The organism is Streptomyces sp. CNB091 (assembly GCF_000377965.1).
In genome coordinates this window covers 33,254-49,868 of sequence record NZ_KB899003.1, presented here as the reverse complement: position 1 = coordinate 49,868, position 16,615 = coordinate 33,254, and the positions used below count along the sequence as shown (strand labels likewise).

17 protein-coding genes are annotated in these 16,615 nt (G+C 73.5%); 13 read left to right on the top strand and 4 right to left on the bottom strand.

The annotated features are described in order from the left end of the window. Positions 1-77: 77 nt before the first annotated feature. Positions 78-1,145 (top strand): coiled-coil domain-containing protein, encoded by a 1,068-nt coding sequence (locus tag D581_RS0123900; protein ID WP_106434449.1) that lies wholly within the window; start codon positions 78-80, stop codon positions 1,143-1,145. A gap of 6 nt (positions 1,146-1,151) precedes the next feature. Here D581_RS0123900 and D581_RS0123895 read toward each other — a convergent pair whose 3' ends face one another. Further along, entirely contained in the window at positions 1,152-2,294 is a 1,143-nt protein-coding gene (locus D581_RS0123895) for an NADH-quinone oxidoreductase subunit D (RefSeq protein WP_018959720.1), read from the bottom strand. Positions 2,295-2,427: 133 nt separating this feature from the next. Beyond that, positions 2,428-3,432 carry an SAM-dependent methyltransferase gene (locus D581_RS0123890; protein WP_018959719.1) on the bottom strand — a complete coding sequence of 335 codons (1,005 nt, stop codon included), beginning with the start codon at positions 3,430-3,432 and terminating at the stop codon, positions 2,428-2,430. Positions 3,433-3,528: 96 nt separating this feature from the next. Between D581_RS0123890 and D581_RS0123885 the strand changes: the two genes are divergently transcribed. Together D581_RS0123885 and D581_RS0123875 are read left to right on the top strand one after the other, a co-directional pair. Continuing rightward, complete coding sequence (locus D581_RS0123885; RefSeq protein ID WP_018959718.1) at positions 3,529-4,731, top strand: sensor histidine kinase; 1,203 nt, start codon at positions 3,529-3,531, stop codon at positions 4,729-4,731. Between the two features lie 134 nt (positions 4,732-4,865). After that, positions 4,866-5,546, top strand: coding sequence for a response regulator transcription factor (locus tag D581_RS0123875; RefSeq protein WP_018959717.1), 681 nt, complete (start codon positions 4,866-4,868; stop codon positions 5,544-5,546). A 41-nt stretch (positions 5,547-5,587) separates the two neighbouring features. Here D581_RS0123875 and D581_RS0123870 read toward each other — a convergent pair whose 3' ends face one another. Both D581_RS0123870 and D581_RS0123865 read right to left on the bottom strand, forming a co-directional pair. Further along, on the bottom strand, positions 5,588-6,700 hold the full coding sequence (locus D581_RS0123870; protein WP_018959716.1) for a DUF5937 family protein: 1,113 nt from the start codon (positions 6,698-6,700) through the stop codon (positions 5,588-5,590). Between the two features lie 246 nt (positions 6,701-6,946). Next, positions 6,947-8,110, bottom strand: a complete 1,164-nt coding sequence (locus tag D581_RS0123865; protein WP_018959715.1) for a beta-eliminating lyase-related protein — start codon at positions 8,108-8,110, stop codon at positions 6,947-6,949. Between the two features lie 247 nt (positions 8,111-8,357). On the opposite strand from D581_RS0123865, the gene D581_RS0123860 reads away from it, so the two are divergent. The 10 genes from D581_RS0123860 (at position 8,358) to D581_RS0123815 (ending at position 16,580) form a co-directional block, all read left to right on the top strand. Then, on the top strand, positions 8,358-9,299 hold the full coding sequence (locus D581_RS0123860) for a Rossmann-like and DUF2520 domain-containing protein (protein ID WP_018959714.1): 942 nt from the start codon (positions 8,358-8,360) through the stop codon (positions 9,297-9,299). Then, complete coding sequence (locus D581_RS0123855; protein ID WP_018959713.1) at positions 9,296-9,664, top strand: hypothetical protein; 369 nt, start codon at positions 9,296-9,298, stop codon at positions 9,662-9,664. The genes D581_RS0123860 and D581_RS0123855 overlap by 4 nt, the downstream gene beginning before the upstream one ends. Beyond that, on the top strand, positions 9,661-10,680 hold the full coding sequence (panC, locus tag D581_RS0123850) for a pantoate--beta-alanine ligase (protein WP_018959712.1): 1,020 nt from the start codon (positions 9,661-9,663) through the stop codon (positions 10,678-10,680). Before D581_RS0123855 ends, panC begins: the two co-directional genes overlap by 4 nt. Continuing rightward, positions 10,677-12,368, top strand: a complete 1,692-nt coding sequence (locus D581_RS0123845; RefSeq protein ID WP_018959711.1) for an L-aspartate oxidase — start codon at positions 10,677-10,679, stop codon at positions 12,366-12,368. The genes panC and D581_RS0123845 overlap by 4 nt, the downstream gene beginning before the upstream one ends. A gap of 112 nt (positions 12,369-12,480) precedes the next feature. Next, positions 12,481-13,554 (top strand): carboxylating nicotinate-nucleotide diphosphorylase, encoded by a 1,074-nt coding sequence (gene nadC / locus D581_RS0123840; RefSeq protein ID WP_018959710.1) that lies wholly within the window; start codon positions 12,481-12,483, stop codon positions 13,552-13,554. Then, a complete protein-coding gene (locus D581_RS0123835; RefSeq protein WP_018959709.1) occupies positions 13,554-14,351 on the top strand; it encodes a type III pantothenate kinase in 798 nt (265 codons plus the stop codon). The genes nadC and D581_RS0123835 overlap by 1 nt, the downstream gene beginning before the upstream one ends. Before the next feature lie 173 nt (positions 14,352-14,524). Continuing rightward, entirely contained in the window at positions 14,525-15,109 is a 585-nt protein-coding gene (locus D581_RS0123830) for a hypothetical protein (RefSeq protein WP_018959708.1), read from the top strand. Positions 15,110-15,191: 82 nt separating this feature from the next. After that, positions 15,192-15,371 (top strand): hypothetical protein, encoded by a 180-nt coding sequence (locus D581_RS0123825; RefSeq protein WP_026290848.1) that lies wholly within the window; start codon positions 15,192-15,194, stop codon positions 15,369-15,371. Between the two features lie 168 nt (positions 15,372-15,539). Then, entirely contained in the window at positions 15,540-16,001 is a 462-nt protein-coding gene (locus D581_RS0123820; RefSeq protein WP_032752961.1) for a BlaI/MecI/CopY family transcriptional regulator, read from the top strand. Between the two features lie 9 nt (positions 16,002-16,010). Next, positions 16,011-16,580, top strand: a complete 570-nt coding sequence (locus tag D581_RS0123815; protein ID WP_063738211.1) for an amino-acid N-acetyltransferase — start codon at positions 16,011-16,013, stop codon at positions 16,578-16,580. Positions 16,581-16,615 lie beyond the last annotated feature (35 nt).

The window sequence follows — 16,615 nt, the reverse complement described above, 5'->3', positions numbered from 1 at the left end:
GGGCCGTGAGGTAACCGGCGGGGAACAGATTGCCGAGCGGCCCCCAAGTGGCGCGTACACACGGTAAATTTCAGGCCATGCCACGTGGACGCCACCGCCATTCCCCACCCCTCCACAGAATCCTGCCCCCCTCCGTGGTGGCGGGAGTGTCGGTCGTCGGTGCCGCCGGCGCCTGGCTCCTGGCCGAACCCCTGGTCCTGCGCGGCCTGGTGGCCGCCGTGGCGGCCGCCGCCGTCACCGGCGCGTATCTGATGCGCAGCTGGGACCGGGCGGCGGGACTGCGGGTCGCCGAGCTGACCCGGGCCCGCGCCAGTGACGAATGGCGGGCCGAGGAGCGGATAGCCGAGCTGGAGCAGGATCTGGAGGAGTCGCGCGAGCTGCGCACCCGTCTGGAGACCAAGCTCCGCCGCAAGCGCGTCGAGCTCGCGGGGCTGCGCGGGGAGCACGCCGGACTGCTGCGCCGCTACGCCAACGCCGAGACCGAGCGGGCCAGCGCGCTGGAGGGCCGCAGGCAGCTCGCCATCGAGGCCGCCGCCCCCAAGGAGCTGCTGCCCGCGCGGTCCACGCCGGCCCCCGAGGCGTACCGGCGCGCGGACGAGGCCCTGATGAACCTCACACGCAACGCGGCGCTCCAGGAGACCCGCCGGACGGTGGAGGCGGCCCGGCGGCGACAGGCGGCCGTCGACGACCGGCACCAGGACACGGAGGGGGAGGGCCCGCGGGGGAAGCACGCGGCGGCCCCCGGGGCGGGCGAGCACCGGGACCACCAGCACCGCCGCCCCTCCACCCCCCTGCCCGCCCCGGCGCTCCCGAGCGTGAAGGCCCCGGCCTCCATCGCGCCGGTGCCCGTGCCGCGCGCGATCCCGGGCGCCTCGGCCGTCGTCCCGTACGCCGCGCGCCGCAACCTGGCACCCCAGGGCAACTTCGACTTCTTCGGCGCCCAGCACGCCCAGAGCGCCGAGAAGGCGAACGCCGTGATCGAGTCCGTGCAGAACGAGGACCTAGCGGACGTCGTCGGCGAGGAGGCGCTCGCCGCCCACCGCACGGGAGCCGTCGACAACCGGGCCGTCGGCAAGGTCATCGACCTCACCGCGCACGACGAGACCGAGCAGATCGAGGTGGCGGAACTGCGCGGCGCGGTCTGAGAACCCCTACTTGTCGATGTCGCCGACGACGAAGAACAGCGAGCCCAGGATCGCCACCATGTCGGCGACCAGGGTGCCCGGCAGCAGCTCGGTGAGCGCCTGGATGTTGTTGAACGAGGCGGAGCGCAGCTTCAGCCGGTAGGGCGTCTTCTCGCCCTTGGACACCAGGTAGTAGCCGTTGACGCCGAGCGGGTTCTCCGTCCAGGCGTAGGTGTGGCCCTCCGGCGCCTTGAGCACCTTGGGCAGCCGCTGGTTGATCGGCCCCGGCGCCAGGTGGGCCATCCGGTCCAGGCAGGCGTCCGCCAGGTCCAGGGAGCCCAGGGTCTGCTCCAGCAGGCATTCGAAGCGGGCCAGGCAGTCGCCCTCGGTCCGGGTGACGACCTTCAGGGTGTCCTGGAGCTCCCCGTACGCGAGATACGGCTCGTCGCGCCGCAGGTCGAAGTCGACGCCCGAGGCGCGGGCGATCGGCCCCGACACCCCGTACGCGTGCACCGCCGCGGCGGACAGCACGCCCACGTCGCGCGTACGGCCCCGGAAGATCTCGTTGCCGAGGACGAGGTTCTCGTACACGTCCATGCGGGAGCGGACGGAGGCGACGGCGTCGCGGACCCGGCCGGCCCAGCCCGCCGGGACGTCCTCCTTGAGCCCGCCGACCCGGTTGAACATGTAGTGCATCCGCCCGCCGGAGACCTCCTCCATCACTGCCTGGAGCTCCTCGCGCTCTCGGAAGGCGTGGAAGACCGGGGTGATGCCGCCGAGTTCGAGGGGGTAGGAGCCGAGGAACATCAGGTGGTTGAGGACCCGGTTCAGCTCGGCGAGCAGCGTCCGCGTCCACACGGCGCGCTCGGGGACCTCCATGCCGAGCATCCGCTCGACGGCCATCACCACGCCCAGCTCGTTCGAGAACGCGGAGAGCCAGTCGTGGCGGTTGGCGAGCATGATGATCTGCCGGTAGTCACGCGCCTCGAAGAGTTTCTCCGCGCCCCGGTGCATATAGCCGATGACCGGCTCCGCGTGCTGTACGCGCTCGCCGTCCAGCACGATCCGCAGCCGGAGGACCCCGTGCGTCGAGGGGTGCTGGGGACCGATGTTCAGCACCATGTCGGTGCTCTCCGCCGCTCCGCCGATGCCGATCGTCGTCTCCGTCATGCGGGACAGTATTCCCTGACGCAGGCCCGCCACGATTTCCCGAGGCCGGCCCGCCACGATTCCCTGAGACCGGCCCGCCACGATTCCCCGAGGCCGGCCCGCCACGATTCCCCGAGGCCGGCCCGCCACGGGGTCACCCGCGATCCGGCCGCACCGGCCCCACCCGGTGCAGCAGCCAGCCGAAGTCACCGAGGCCGCCGCGGGCCGTCAGCTCCGCCGCCTCGCCCGCGGCCGACAGAGCGGTGACGTAGCCCGCGGGATCGGTCGCGGCCAGGCTCAGCGGCGGCCGGCCGCCGTCGACGCCCAGCCGGTGCAGCGCCGCCCGCTGATCGGTCAGCTCCGCGCTCGCGTACGGGACCGCCGCCGCGCAGGCGTCCAGCGCCACGTGCGCGGTCAGGTCGCAGGAGCCGTCCGGCACCGGGCGCACCTCGCGCCCGCCCCGGAAGCCGGTCAGCGTTCCGAAGGGCGGCCTGGCGCCCCGTACATGCGCGTAGTCCACCGCCACCGCGAGACCGGCGGTGAGGGAGCCGACCGCCCGCGCCCAGGCCGCGTCCCGGGTCCGGCCGATCTCGGCCCGCTCGCCCGGCGCGGTCAACGGCCACCAGCGCTCCAGCCACGCCGCGTCGGCCCCGCTCACCGCCTCGCCGAGGCGCTCCGCGCCGTCCGAGGTCCGCACCTGGACGTACCGGGGGATGCCGTCCGCGTCCGCCTCCGCCACCTCGGCCGGAACGTTGTCCAGCCACTCGTTGGCGAACAGCAGCCCGGTGACCCCCGCGGGCGGCTCCGCGCACCACTCGATCCGGGGGTCCAGGCCCGGGGGCCGGTCAGCGACCTCGACGGCGTACGCGGTCACGTCCGGCCCGCCGGACAGCCTGGCCAGCGCGGCCAGCACTCCGGTCAGCAGCTCGCCGCGCCCCGCCCCTACGTCGACCAGCGCGACCGTGCCGGTGCCCAGCTCCCGCGCCGTTCCGGTCAGCAGCCGGGCCACCGCCGCCGCGAAAAGGGGCGAGGCGTGGACCGATGTACGGAAGTGGCCCGCCGGCCCCTCCGGGCTCCGCAGCCGGCTGCGATAAAAGCCCTCGTATCCGTACAGAGCGGCCTGAGCCGCCTCCCGCCACCCACGCCACTCGTCCGTCACATGGCCAAGTCTCCACCTTGGGGAGTACGGTCCCAGGACCCGGATCGACCCTCCGGTTGACCCGGGCACCGATCAGCTGTCCCTACGCTGGGTTACGTGCAGCGCCTCTACGATTTCATCCGCAGACACCCGACGGGCGTCGACGTCTTCTGGGCCGTCTTCCTCCTCGGGCTCTCCGGCATGTCGATGGCGTCGGGCATGTACGACGCCGGGCGTGAGGAGATCGTCGCCGTTCCCGTGGTGCTGGGGCTCTCCACGGTGGTGGCGCTGCGCCGCAGGGCCCCGGAGAAGATGCTGCTGCTCGCCATCCTGGTGGGCGTCGTGCAGCTGGTGTTCGACGTCCGGCCCGGTATCGGGGACTTCGCGATGCTGGTGATCACCTACACCGTCGCCACGGTCGGCGAGCGCTGGGCGTCCCGGCTCGCCCTGGTGTGCAGCCTGAGCGCGGCGGCCCTGTCGCAGCTGCGGTGGGAGGCCGAGCCCGGGGGTTCCTGGGCCCAGGTGGTCTTCGTGACGATCATCATGACCGTTCCGTTCGTGCTGGCCTGGGTGCTCGGGGACTCGCTGCGGACCCGGCGCGCCTACTTCGACCAGTTGGAGGAGCGTGCCGCCCGCCTGGAGCGGGAACGGGAGGCGCAGTCCAAGGTCGCGGTCGCCGCCGAGCGGGCCCGGATCGCCCGCGAACTGCACGACGTCGTCGCGCACAACGTCTCCGTGATGGTCGTCCAGGCCGACGGCGCTGCCTATGTCATGGACGCCGCCCCCGACCAGGCCAAGCAGGCACTGGAGACCATCTCCAGTACCGGCCGCCAGGCACTCGCGGAGATGCGGCGGCTGCTCGGGGTGCTGCGGACCGGTGACGCCCCGGAGAGCGGGGAGTACGTCCCCCAGCCCGATGTGGAGCAGATCGAGGACCTGGTCGCGCAGGTGCGGCAGACCGGCCTGGTGGTCGACTTCAAGGTGGAGGGCACCCCGCGCCCGCTGCCCAGCGGCGTGGAGCTGACCGCGTACCGGGTCGTCCAGGAGGCCCTGACGAACACCCGCAAGCACGGCGGACCCGACGCCGGGGCCAGCGTCCGGCTGGTCTACTTCGACGACGGCCTCGGGCTGCTGATCGAGGACGACGGCCGGGGCGCGGCGCACGAACTGTACGAGGACGGCGGCGCGGACGGCGCCGGGCACGGGATGATCGGGATGCGGGAGCGGATCGGCATGGTCGGCGGCACTCTGGACGCGGGCCCCCGCCCCGGCGGCGGATTCCGGATCAGCGCCCTGCTGCCGCTCAAGCCCCCGGGCTGATCCGCCGCCCGGTCGTCGACCCGCCTTTCACGACCACGGCGGCCAAGGCGACCACAGCGACCACGGCCGCCACAACGAACACCACGACCGACCCCAGGGCACGACGACCGACCCCAGGACAGGACACGATCCCCATGACCACCGCCATCCGCGTGATGCTCGTCGACGACCAGGTGCTGCTGCGGACCGGCTTCCGGATGGTGCTCGCGGCCCAGCCCGACATGGAGGTCGTGGCCGAGGCCGGGGACGGTGCGGAGGCGATCGAGATCCTGCGGTCCACCGCCGTCGACGTGGTGCTGATGGACGTCCGCATGCCCCGGCTGGACGGTGTCGAGGCAACCCGCCGCATCTGTGCGCAGCAGGACCCGCCGAAGGTGCTCATCCTGACCACCTTCGACCTCGACGAGTACGCCTTCTCCGGGCTGAAGGCGGGGGCCAGCGGCTTCATGCTCAAGGACGTGCCGCCCGCCGAGCTGCTCGCCGCGATCCGTTCGGTGCACAGCGGCGACGCGGTCGTCGCCCCGTCCACCACCCGCCGGCTGCTCGACCGCTTCTCGCCGATGCTGCCCAGCGGCGAGAAGGAGCCGAAGAACAAGCACGTCAGCAAGCTCACCGAGCGCGAACGGGAAGTCATGCTCCTGGTCGCCCAGGGCCTGTCGAACGGGGAGATCGCCGCCCGGCTCGTGCTCTCCGAAGCCACGGTCAAGACGCACGTCGGCCGGATCCTCACCAAGCTGAACCTCCGCGACCGGGTCCAGGTCGTCGTCCTCGCCTACGAGACCGGCCTGGTCCGGGCAGGCGGCGGCGCGGGCTGAGGAGTCTCGGTGCGGGAGAGCCCTCCAGGAAGCTGACGGGCTCAGCGCAGCACGCCCTCCAGGAAGTCGCTGCCGAGCCGGGCGACGACCGTCAGGTCCAGCTGGTGCAGGACGTAGCGGCCGCGGCGGCGCGTCGTGACCAGGCCGGCCTTCTTGAGCATGGAGAGATGGCGGGAGACCTCGGGGGAGGTGATGCCGTTGGAGTCGGCCAGCTCGCCGGTGGTGTACGGGGAGCGGGCCAGGTTGCGGCAGAGCCGCATCCGCATCGGGTGGGCCAGCGCCTCCAGGCGCAGCTGGAGCAGTTCCACGGAGGCGGGCGCCGGCAGGTCGGGCAGGTGGACCGGGTAGTGGATCACCGGCCGCCAGCCCGGGGCGTGCAGCACCATCAGATGCGGCCAGCCGAAGCTGGTCGGGATGAGCGTCAGGCCCCGGCCGACGCCCGGGTCGACGGCGGTGGTCCGGCCCTCGGACAGCTTGTCGACGTTGATCCGGTCCGCGCCCTCGTCCAGCGTCACGGCGGACGACACCGCCCCGACCGCGTCGGCCAGCCCCTTGCGCCGCAGCAGCTCCGTCTTGTGCCGGGCGTCGGCGACCAGCTGGACGGAGACCCGGCGCCAGGTGTCGGCGAAGAACGCCTGGTCGCAGTCCTCGAAGAGCCGCCGGACCCAGCCGCGTACGGAGGCGGGGTCGGCCAGCAGCCGCCGGGTGAAGTCCATCTGCTGCGGGCCGCGCGCCGCCGCCAGGTCCAGGGCGCGGCCCCGCATCCCCGCGTCGTTCAGCGGTGAGGGCGACCCGGCCCCGTAATGACTGGCGCAGGTGAACTCCAGGGCCGCGGCGACGAACCGCTCGTCGTCCAGCTTGTCCAGCAGGTCCAGGTCCTCGGCGAGCGTCGCCCCGGTCCTGCCGTCGCCGCCCCGGATCCCGGAGAACGGCATGAACACGTCGGAGAAGGTGTTCCGCCAGAGGAACTCCGCCTCCAGCAGCCGGTCCGCGAGGTCGGGCTCCAGGGCCGTCGCGGTCGCGGTGGCCCAGCCGTGCAGCCCCGGATGGTGTCCGGGCTCGGAGAGCGCGTGCAGGGCGAGGCCCAGTTCGGCCAGGGGAGAGGTCGCGAAAACGACGCGGTCGGCGGGCAGGCCCGCGATGTCTATGTGCACGCTCACCTCTCCATAGTGGGGGCACGCGGGCGGGCCGTCGTGCCATTTGACGGGGGCCGTCAATCCATGCGCGCTGCCGCCACACCCAGCCCGTCCGCCGTTTGAGGACGGAACCCCGAGGCCGGGGGGCGGCCACTGGACAGGGCTCCAAGGCCGGGAGGCGGGGGCGGCCATTGGCCAGGGCTCCGAGGCCTGGGACGGTCACTCGACAGGGCTCCGAGGCCGGGACGGCCACTCGACGAAGCCCTACCGCTCCAGGTACCCCACGAACCCCGCCACCGCGTCCCGCACATCCTCGGCCGACCACTCAAGACCCGCCCCCGCCACCGTCACCTCGGTGCACGAGACCCCGGGCGGGAGGGGCAGCCCCGCCCCGCCCGCCCCGGCGAACCAGCGCCGGAACAGCGTCACGCCCGTCTCCTCGGCCTGCCGCACCGACGCCTCGTCCAGCACGTCGGCCCCGTACGGCAGCCAGACCTGGAACTGATGCGTGTGCGGCGGCTCCGGACGCACCCGGAACCACGGCACCCCCGACGCCGCCAACCCCTCCGCCAGCGCACCGGCCACCACCTTCGCGTGGGCCACGTACGCCGGGAGGCGAGGCAGCTCCCGCTCCAGGCCCAGCAGCGCGGACAGCGCCGCCGGGTACTGCTGGAAGAGCAGCCCCCCGTACCGGTGGCGCCACACCCGGGCCTCCTCCACCAGCGTGGAGGGGCCCGCCAGCACCGCGCCAGACAGCCCGTCCAGGGACTTGTAGAACGACACGTACACGCTGTCCGCGAGGGCGGCGATCTCCGGCAGCTCCCGCCCGAAGTGCGGCGCGCACTCCCACAGCCGCGCCCCGTCGAAGTGGACCACCGCGTCCCGCTCCCGGGCCGCCGCCACCACCGCCGTCAGCTCCTCCCAGGACGGCAGTACGAACCCGGCGTCCCGCAGCGGCAGCTCCAGCATCAGCGTTCCGAACGGCTCGGGGTGCTCCCGGACCTCCTCGGCGCTCGGCAGCCTCGGCTCGGACGTCGGATGCACCGTGCGCAGCCCGCTCACCGCGCCCAGCGCCCCGCCCTCGTGCAGCTCCGGGTGGGACAGGGGGTGCAGCGCCACCGTCGCGTCGCCCGTACGTCCCGCCCAGCATCGCAGCGCGATCTGCTGGGCCATCGTCCCGGTCGGGAAGAACGCCGCCGCCTCCATCCCCAGCAGCCCGGCGACCCGTCGCTCCAGATCGGCGACGACCCCGCCCCCGTACACGTCGGTCCAGTCCTCCAGGTCGTGTACGGAAGAGGCGTCGGCGGCCAGTGCCGCCAGCCGCTCGCCCAGCGTGCCGTCCGCGCCCACCCGGGCCAGCGTCCGCCGCGACGCCCGCCACGCGGTCAGCCTGCGCCGCCGCCGCTCCTGCTCATCCATGGTCACCATGGGACGATCATCGCCCGTGCCTCCCGCCGCGCGCCCGCCGATTTCCGCCCGGCGTCCCGGCCGGTCCGGAGCCCCGCCGGAGCTCGCCGGGGTCGGGCAGGGGATGGGCAGGGGGCGGGCAGGGGGCCGGCCGGGAAAGTTATCCACAGGCTGTGGGCGGCCGGAGGGCTTCGCTGAAACGGCTGGCGTAGCATGCAGAGAAATCGTCCGGTACCCCCCGCGGACTGGAACGGAAGGCCATCGCCGCGTGAACGCACCAGTTTCGAAGGAACCCCTCGACGCGAGGGACCGCCCCGCCCGACTCACGGTCGGCGTCGTCGGTGCGGGCCGGGTCGGACCCGCCCTCGCCGCGTCGCTCCGGCTCGCCGGGCACCGCCCGGTCGCCGTGTCCGGCGTCTCCGACGCCTCCCGGCGCCGCGCCGCCGAGCTGCTCCCCGACGTGCCCCTGGTGGAGCCCGCCGAGGTGCTGGCCCGCGCCGAGCTGGTGCTGCTGACCGTCCCCGACGACGTGCTGCCCACGCTGGTCGAGGGCCTCGCCGAGACCGGCGCCGTACGGCCGGGCCAACTGCTCGTCCACACCTCCGGGCGGTACGGGGCGAGGGTGCTGGACCCCGCGCTGCGGGCCGGGGCCCTGCCGCTCGCGCTGCACCCCGCGATGACGTTCACCGGCACCGCCGTCGACGTGCAGCGGCTCGCCGGCTGCTCCTTCGGCGTCACCGCCCCCGAAGAGCTGCGGCTCGCCGCCCAGGCCCTGGTCATCGAGATGGGCGGCGAGCCCGAGTGGATCGCCGAGGAGTCCCGCCCGCTCTACCACACGGCCCTCGCCCTCGGCGCGAACCACCTGGTCACCCTGGTCGCCCAGTCGATGGAGCTGCTGGCCAAGGCCGGGGTCGCCGCCCCCGACCGGATGCTCGGCCCGCTGCTCGGCGCGGCCCTGGACAACGCCCTGCGCTCCGGCGACGCCGCGCTGACCGGCCCGGTCGCCCGGGGGGACGCGGGGACGGTCGCCGCCCACATCGGCGAGCTGCGCGAGCACGCCCCGCAGGCGGTGGCCGGATACCTCACGATGGCCCGCGCCACCGCCGACCGGGCGCTCGCCCACGGCCTGCTCAAGGCCGAGCTGGCCGAGGACCTCCTCGTCGTCCTGGCCGACCAGGAACGCCGCCCCGGACCGGGGGAGACCCGATGACGCCGATCACCGGCGGGACGGTCACCGGCGGGACGCCCACCAGCGGGACGGTCACCGGCCGGACGATCATCAGCCGTACGGGACCGCCCCCGGCATCGATCACCGGCTGTACGGGACCGCCCCCGGCATCGATCACCGGCTGTACGGGACCGGCCCCGGCGTCGATCACCGGCTGTAGGGGACCGGCCCCGGCGTCGATCACCGGCTGTACGGGACCGGCCCCGGCATCGATCACCGGCTGTACGGGACCGCCCCCGGCATCGATCACCGGCTGTACGGGACCGGCCCCGGCATCGACCGCCGGCCGTACGGGAGCGGTCCCCGCCCCGATCACCGGCCGCACCGGCCCCGGGGAGCCCCGATGACGCGCACGGTCCGCCCCGCCCTCCTGCGCACCGCCGCCGAGCTGGACGCGCTGTCCCGCCCCGCCGGGGCCGAGCGGGCCGTCGTCATGACGATGGGCGCGCTCCACGAGGGCCACGCCTCCCTGATCCGCGCAGCGCGCGAAGCCGCGGGTGCGGACGGCCAGGTCGTGGTCACCGTCTTCGTGAACCCCCTCCAGTTCGGCGAGGCCGCCGACCTGGACCGCTATCCGCGCACCCTGGACGCCGACCTGGAGACCGCCGCGGCGGCGGGGGCCGACGCGGTCTTCGCCCCCGGCGTGGACGAGGTCTATCCGGGCGGAGAGCCCCAGGTCCGGATCACCGCCGGCCCCATGGGCGAGCGCCTCGAAGGCGCGGCCCGCCCCGGGCACTTCGACGGCATGCTCACCGTCGTCGCCAAGCTCCTCCACCTCACCCGCCCCGACGAGGCGTTCTACGGGCAGAAGGACGCCCAGCAGCTCGCCCTGATCCGCCGCATGGTCCGCGACCTGAACTTCGGCGTCCGGATCACCGGCGTGCCCACCGTCCGGGATCCGGACGGTCTCGCGCTCTCCAGCCGCAACCGCTTCCTGACCGCCGCGGAGCGGCACACCGCGCTCGCCCTGCCCCGCGCCCTGTTCGCGGCCCGCGACCGGCTCGCCGCCCAGCAGGCCCTGCACGAGCGGGCCCGGGCCACCGCGCCCGGCGGCGACCGGGCCGCCGGGCTCAACAGGCTCGGCGAGGCCCGCGCCGCCGCCGACGCCCAGGCCGTGGCGCTGGTCCGGCCGGGCGGGGCGCCCGCAGCCGTCCGGGCCGCCGCGCGGACGATCCTGGAGGCCGCCGCCGCCCGGGACAGGGCGCCGCTCGCCCTCGACTACCTGGCCCTGGTGGACCCGGCGGACTTCACCGAGATCCCGGACGACCGCGAGAGCGGGGAGGCGATCCTCGCCGTCGCGGCCCGGGTCGGGGACACCCGCCTCATCGACAACATCCCCCTCACCTTCGGAGCCCTGACGTGACCGGAATACGGCTGACCGCCCCCGCCCCCGGCTGGGCCATCGACGCGGACGTCGTCGTGGTCGGCTCCGGCGTCGCCGGGCTCACCACGGCGCTGCGCTGCGCCGCCGCCGGCCTGGACACCGTCGTCGTCACCAAGGCCCGCCTCGACGACGGCTCGACCCGCTGGGCCCAGGGCGGCATCGCCGCCGCGCTCGGCGAGGGCGACACCCCCGAGCAGCACCTCGACGACACCCTCGTCGCGGGCGCGGGCCTCTGCGACGAGGAGGCCGTGCGCACCCTGGTCACCGAGGGCCCCGACGCCGTACGCCGGCTGATCACCACCGGCGCGCACTTCGACACCACCGCCAGCGGCGACATCGCGCTGACCCGCGAGGGCGGCCACCACCGCCGCCGCATCGCCCACGCGGGCGGCGACGCGACCGGTGCGGAGATCTCCCGTGCCCTGGTCGGCGCGGTCCGCGAGGCCGCCCTGCACACCATCGAGAACGCCCTGGTCCTGGATCTGCTCACGGACGCCGAAGGCCGTACGGCGGGCGTCTCGCTGCACGTCATGGGCGAGGGCCAGCACGACGGCGTCGGCGCGGTCCGGGCCCCCTCGGTCGTCCTGGCCACCGGCGGCATGGGCCAGGTCTTCTCCGCCACCACCAACCCCCCCGTCTCCACCGGCGACGGGGTGGCGCTCGCGCTGCGGGCCGGGGCGGAGGTCTCGGACCTGGAGTTCGTCCAGTTCCACCCGACCGTCCTGTTCCTCGGCGCGGACTCCGAGGGCCAGCAGCCGCTGGTCTCCGAGGCCGTACGCGGCGAGGGCGCCCATCTCGTCGACGGCGACGGCGTCCGCTTCATGCTCGGACAGCACGAGCTGGCCGAGCTGGCCCCCCGCGACATCGTCGCCAAGGCCATCACCCGCCGCATGCACGAGCACGGCGCCGAGCACATGTATCTCGACGCCCGGCACTTCGGGGCGCGGATGTGGGAGCAGCGCTTCCCCACCATCCTGGCCGCCTGCCGGTCCCACGGCATCGACCCGGTGACCGAGCCGGTCCCGGTCGCCCCGGCCGCGCACTACGCCTCCGGCGGCGTCCGCACCGACCTGCGGGGCCGCACCACCGTCCCCGGCCTGTACGCCTGCGGCGAGGTCGCCTGCACCGGTGTGCACGGGGCCAACCGCCTCGCGTCCAACTCCCTCCTGGAGGGCCTGGTCTTCGCCGAGCGCATCGCCGCCGACATCGCCGGGGCCCGCCCGCCCCGCACCGAACCGGCCGCGAGCCCGGCTGCCGGCGACCCCGTCCCGCTGCTGGCCCCCGAGGCACGTACGGCGATCCAGCGCGCCATGACCCGGGGCGCCGGAGTCCTGCGCTCCGCCGACAGCCTGGCCGCCGCCGCCGAGGAGCTGGAGGCCCTGCACCGCGAGGCCGCCGCCGACGCGGAGGGGCCGAGAGACGCCAAGGCGGTCGTCCCCGGGGTCGACGCCTGGGAGGTCACCAACCTGCTCCTGGTCTCCCGGGTCCTGGTCGCCGCCGCCCGGGACCGTGAGGAGACCCGTGGCTGCCACTGGCGGGAGGACCGGCCCGACCGCGACGACGCCCACGGCCGCAGCCACCTGGTCGTCCGTATCGCGCCGGACCGCACCCCGGTCGTGCACCGCACGGAGACCGCCGCGTTCCCGCCCGTACGCCCCTCCGATTGAGCAGACTGCTGGAAGCAGCCGCACCGCCGGACACCCCACGGCGGCACCGGCGGCACACGAGAATCACCCGCCCGACCCGCACCGCCCGCCACGCCCCCGAGGAGCCGTCACCGTGAGCACGCCCGAAGAGAATCCGCGCCCCACACCCGTGGACGTACCGCTGATCAGCGTCGGCGCGCCCGCATCCTCCGTACCGGCGGAAGGCGGCTGCGGCGACGGCTGCGGCTGCGGCGGTGACGACGGGTTCGACCCCGAGGCCCTGGAGTGCGGCCTGGACCCCGCGCTCGCCCTGCTGCTGGCCCGGGCGGGGCTCGACCCCGTCCAGGTCGAGGACGTCGCCCATGTGGCGATCGAGGAGGACCTCGACGGCGGGGTGGACGTCACGACCGTGGCGACCGTGCCGGAGGACGCCGTGATCACCGGTGACTTCACCGCCCGGGAGGCGGGCGTCGTCGCCGGGCTCCGGGTCGCCGAGGCGGTCCTGTCGATCGTCTGCACCGAGGAGTTCGAGGTCGAGCGGCACGTCGAGGACGGCGACCGGATCGCCCCCGGCGAGAAGCTGCTGACCGTCACCACCCGCACCCGGGACCTGCTGACCGGCGAGCGCAGCGCGCTGAACCTGCTCTGCCGCCTCTCCGGCATCGCGACCGCCACCCGCGCCTGGGCGGACGTGCTGGAGGGCAGCAAGGCCAAGGTCCGCGACACCCGCAAGACGACGGCGGGCCTGCGCGCGCTGGAGAAGTACGCGGTGCGCTGCGGCGGCGGCGTCAACCACCGCATGTCGCTCTCCGACGCGGCCCTGGTCAAGGACAACCACGTGATCGCCGCGGGCGGCGTCGCCGAGGCCTTCAAGCGGGTCCGCGCCGAGTTCCCCGAGCTGCCCATCGAGGTCGAGGTCGACACGATGGACCAGGTCCGTGAGGTGCTGGACGCGGGCGTCGACCTGATCCTGCTGGACAACTTCACCCCGGCCGAGACCGCCGAGGCCGTCGCCCTGGTCGCCGGCCGGGCGGTCCTGGAGTCCTCCGGCCGGCTGACCCTCGACTCGGCCCGCGCCTACGCCGACGCGGGCGTCGACTACCTCGCGGTCGGGGCGCTCACCCACTCCTCGCCGATCCTCGACATCGGCCTGGACTTCCGCGACGCCGACGCCGACGCCTCCGCCACCGACGGGGCCGACGCCTGATGCTGCTCACCATCGACGTCGGCAACACGCACACGGTCCTCGGCCTCTTCGACGGCGAGGAGATCGTCGAGCACTGGCGGATCTCCACGGACGCCCGCCGCACCGCCGACGAGCTGGCCGTCCTGCTCCAGGGCCTGATGGGCATGCACCCGCTGCTCGGCATGGAGCTGGGCGACGGCATCGAGGGCATCGCGATCTGCGCCACCGTCCCCTCGGTCCTGCACGAACTGCGCGAGGTCACCCGCCGCTACTACGGCGACGTGCCCGCGGTCCTGGTGGAGCCCGGCGTCAAGACGGGCGTGCCGATCCTGATGGACAACCCCAAGGAGGTCGGCGCGGACCGCATCGTCAACGCGGTCGCCGCCGTCGAGCTGTACGGGGGCCCGGCGATCGTCGTCGACTTCGGCACCGCCACCACCTTCGACGCGGTCTCCCCGCGCGGCGAGTACACCGGCGGGGTGATCGCCCCCGGCATCGAGATCTCGGTCGAGGCCCTCGGCGTCAAGGGCGCCCAGCTCCGCAAGATCGAGCTGGCCCGGCCGCGCAGCGTGATCGGCAAGAACACCGTCGAGGCCATGCAGTCCGGCATCGTCTACGGCTTCGCGGGCCAGGTCGACGGGGTGGTGGCCCGGATGAAGAAGGAGCTGGCGGCCGACCCGGACGACGTCACCGTCATCGCGACGGGCGGCCTTGCTCCGATGGTGTTGGGGGAGTCCTCGGTCATCGACGAGCACGAGCCGTGGCTGACGCTCATCGGGCTGCGCCTGGTGTACGAGCGGAACGCCTCCCGGTCGTAGGGGGCGTTCCGCCGGAACCGGGCGGTACCTGCGGCGACGGCGCGGCGACGGCCGGGGGCGGGGGCCGGGACACCGCCGGGGTACGCCGCGCCACCGACGACCAGTTAAACGGATTTTGTCCATTTAGCACGTATTGTCGCGTTATGCCCACGCCCTACGGTTCACGAGGCGGCATGGCGTTCAGCGCGGACGAGCTGCGGGTGCTCCGACGTGCCCTTGCCATCGCCCTCCACCCCATGCCCCTGTCCGACGAGGACGTCCAGGACTGCCTGCGGCTCGCCGGCTCCGTGGACGAGGCGGTCGGCGAGGCGGGTCGGCTGCGAGCGTTCCTCCTCGCCGACCTCGCCCGCTACCGCAACGCCCTCCCCGGCTCCGCCGCCGGCTACCTGGAGCTGCTCCAGGACGCCCTGGCGGCCGGCTACGACCCCCGCCCGGACGATCTGGCCGCCCTGCGGGCCCTGCGCGGCGGGCGGCTCGCGGCGGCCCTCCTGGAGCGCTGCCAGGTGCTCGCCGAGCGTTCCGTACGGGCCCGGCTCGCCGGCCGCTCCGCCGGACTCACGGCCCCCGGTCCCCGCAGCCGGCTGCTCGCCCTGCCCGGCGGCCGCGCCGCCGACCGGGAACCTGACCGGCCCAGCACCCCGGCCGCCCCGGAGCGCCCGCGGAAGCCCGGCGACCGCCCGATGCCCAAGCCCTCCGAGGTCTTCCCGCCGCGCCGTCGCCCCGCGCCGCCGCCGTCCGAGGAGCGGGCGGCCGGCTGACCTCCGCGCGGTGTCCGACGCGGCGGCCGCCCACCAGGAGGTCGCCGCGTCGGACCGTTCCGGGCTCGCTACTCTGGACGGCATGGACTACGTATCCGCGCTCGTGCCCCCCGTGGTGATGGCCGTCTTCTTCATCGCCCTGATCGTGATCATCGTCAAGAGCCAGGGCGGTCCGAACAAGACCAAGGAGGACGCCATGGTGGACGCGGCGCTCGCCCGCGCGGAATCCGTAAAGCAGACCGCTCGTCCGGAGAATGCCTGATCGCGCGAGCGGCCCGTCCGCCCCGTAATCCTCCCGACGCGCACCCCAAGAGCGCACGACTCATCGGAGCCGTGCGCTCTTTCGCTGTGTAAATACCAGAACATTCAGGACATCTAGCACTAAAATGATCCTGTGCCCCGCCCCTTGGGAGACCTCGAAGACGCCGTGATGACACGCGTCTGGCAATGGAACCGACCGGTCACCGTGCGGGAAGTCCTTGAGGACCTTCAGCAGGAACGGTCCATCGCCTACACGACCGTGATGACGGTAATGGACAATCTCCATCAGAAGGGCTGGGTCCGCAGGGAAGTCGACGGCCGGGCCTATCGATATACGGCCGTCTCCACCAGGGCCGCCTACTCGGCCGCACTGATGAACGAAGCCTGGTCACGCAGTGACAACCCCGCCGCCGCACTTGTCGCGTTCTTCGGCATGATGTCCGCCGAACAGCGCGAAGCGCTGCAGGACGCTGTTCGCATGGTTTCCCCCAGCCCCGCCGAATCCTCCGTCAACCCCGCCGAATCCTCCGGCAACCCCGCCGAATCCTCCGGCAACCCCGCGGAACCGACCGCCGACGCCGGCGGAGATGACGCCCCGGCCGATGACGTGGAGCCGGAGAGCGGGAGATAGCGTCGGGGCATGTCCCCAGAGCAGCCACGAAACGATCCGGATACCGAACTCCATACCGACCCGTCGGTAAATAAGCCCGCCCTCACCGTCCGGCGGGCCAGGACGAGTGATGTCACGTCCGTACGACGACTCCTCGACGGGTACGTGTCCGGAGGCATCCTGCTCGACAAAGCGACCGTCACCCTTTACGAGGACATCCAGGAGTTCTGGGTCGCGGAACGCGACGAGGACGCGACAGTCATCGGCTGCGGCGCACTTCACGTCATGTGGGAAGACCTGGCGGAAGTGCGGACCCTTGCCGTCGACCCCCGCATCAGGGGGGCGGGAGTCGGGCACCACGTACTGGACAAGCTCTTGCAGACCGCGCGATGGCTCGGTGTCCGCAGGGTTTTCTGTCTCACCTTCGAAGTGGACTTCTTCGCGAAGCACGGCTTCGTCGAGATCGGGGAGACGCCTGTGGACACCGATGTCTACAGTGAGCTGCTGCGTTCGTACGACGAGGGTGTCGCGGAGTTCCTCGGTCTCGAACGAGTGAAGCCGAACACCTTGGGCAACAGCCGCATGCTTCTGCACCTGTGATCTGCAGAAGGACCTGCAACCCTATGTCCGAATCG

Coding starts and splice junctions, on each gene's coding strand:
- D581_RS0123865 (WP_018959715.1), bottom strand. CDS start 8,110: ATGGTGACCATGGATGAGCAGGAGCGGCGGCGGCGCAGGCTGACCGCG.
- D581_RS0123820 (WP_032752961.1), top strand. CDS start 15,540: ATGACACGCGTCTGGCAATGGAACCGACCGGTCACCGTGCGGGAAGTC.
- D581_RS0123895 (WP_018959720.1), bottom strand. CDS start 2,294: ATGACGGAGACGACGATCGGCATCGGCGGAGCGGCGGAGAGCACCGAC.
- D581_RS0123875 (WP_018959717.1), top strand. CDS start 4,866: ATGACCACCGCCATCCGCGTGATGCTCGTCGACGACCAGGTGCTGCTG.
- D581_RS0123815 (WP_063738211.1), top strand. CDS start 16,011: ATGTCCCCAGAGCAGCCACGAAACGATCCGGATACCGAACTCCATACC.
- D581_RS0123830 (WP_018959708.1), top strand. CDS start 14,525: ATGGCGTTCAGCGCGGACGAGCTGCGGGTGCTCCGACGTGCCCTTGCC.
- panC (WP_018959712.1), top strand. CDS start 9,661: ATGACGCGCACGGTCCGCCCCGCCCTCCTGCGCACCGCCGCCGAGCTG.
- D581_RS0123900 (WP_106434449.1), top strand. CDS start 78: ATGCCACGTGGACGCCACCGCCATTCCCCACCCCTCCACAGAATCCTG.
- D581_RS0123855 (WP_018959713.1), top strand. CDS start 9,296: ATGACGCCGATCACCGGCGGGACGGTCACCGGCGGGACGCCCACCAGC.
- D581_RS0123835 (WP_018959709.1), top strand. CDS start 13,554: ATGCTGCTCACCATCGACGTCGGCAACACGCACACGGTCCTCGGCCTC.
- D581_RS0123825 (WP_026290848.1), top strand. CDS start 15,192: ATGGACTACGTATCCGCGCTCGTGCCCCCCGTGGTGATGGCCGTCTTC.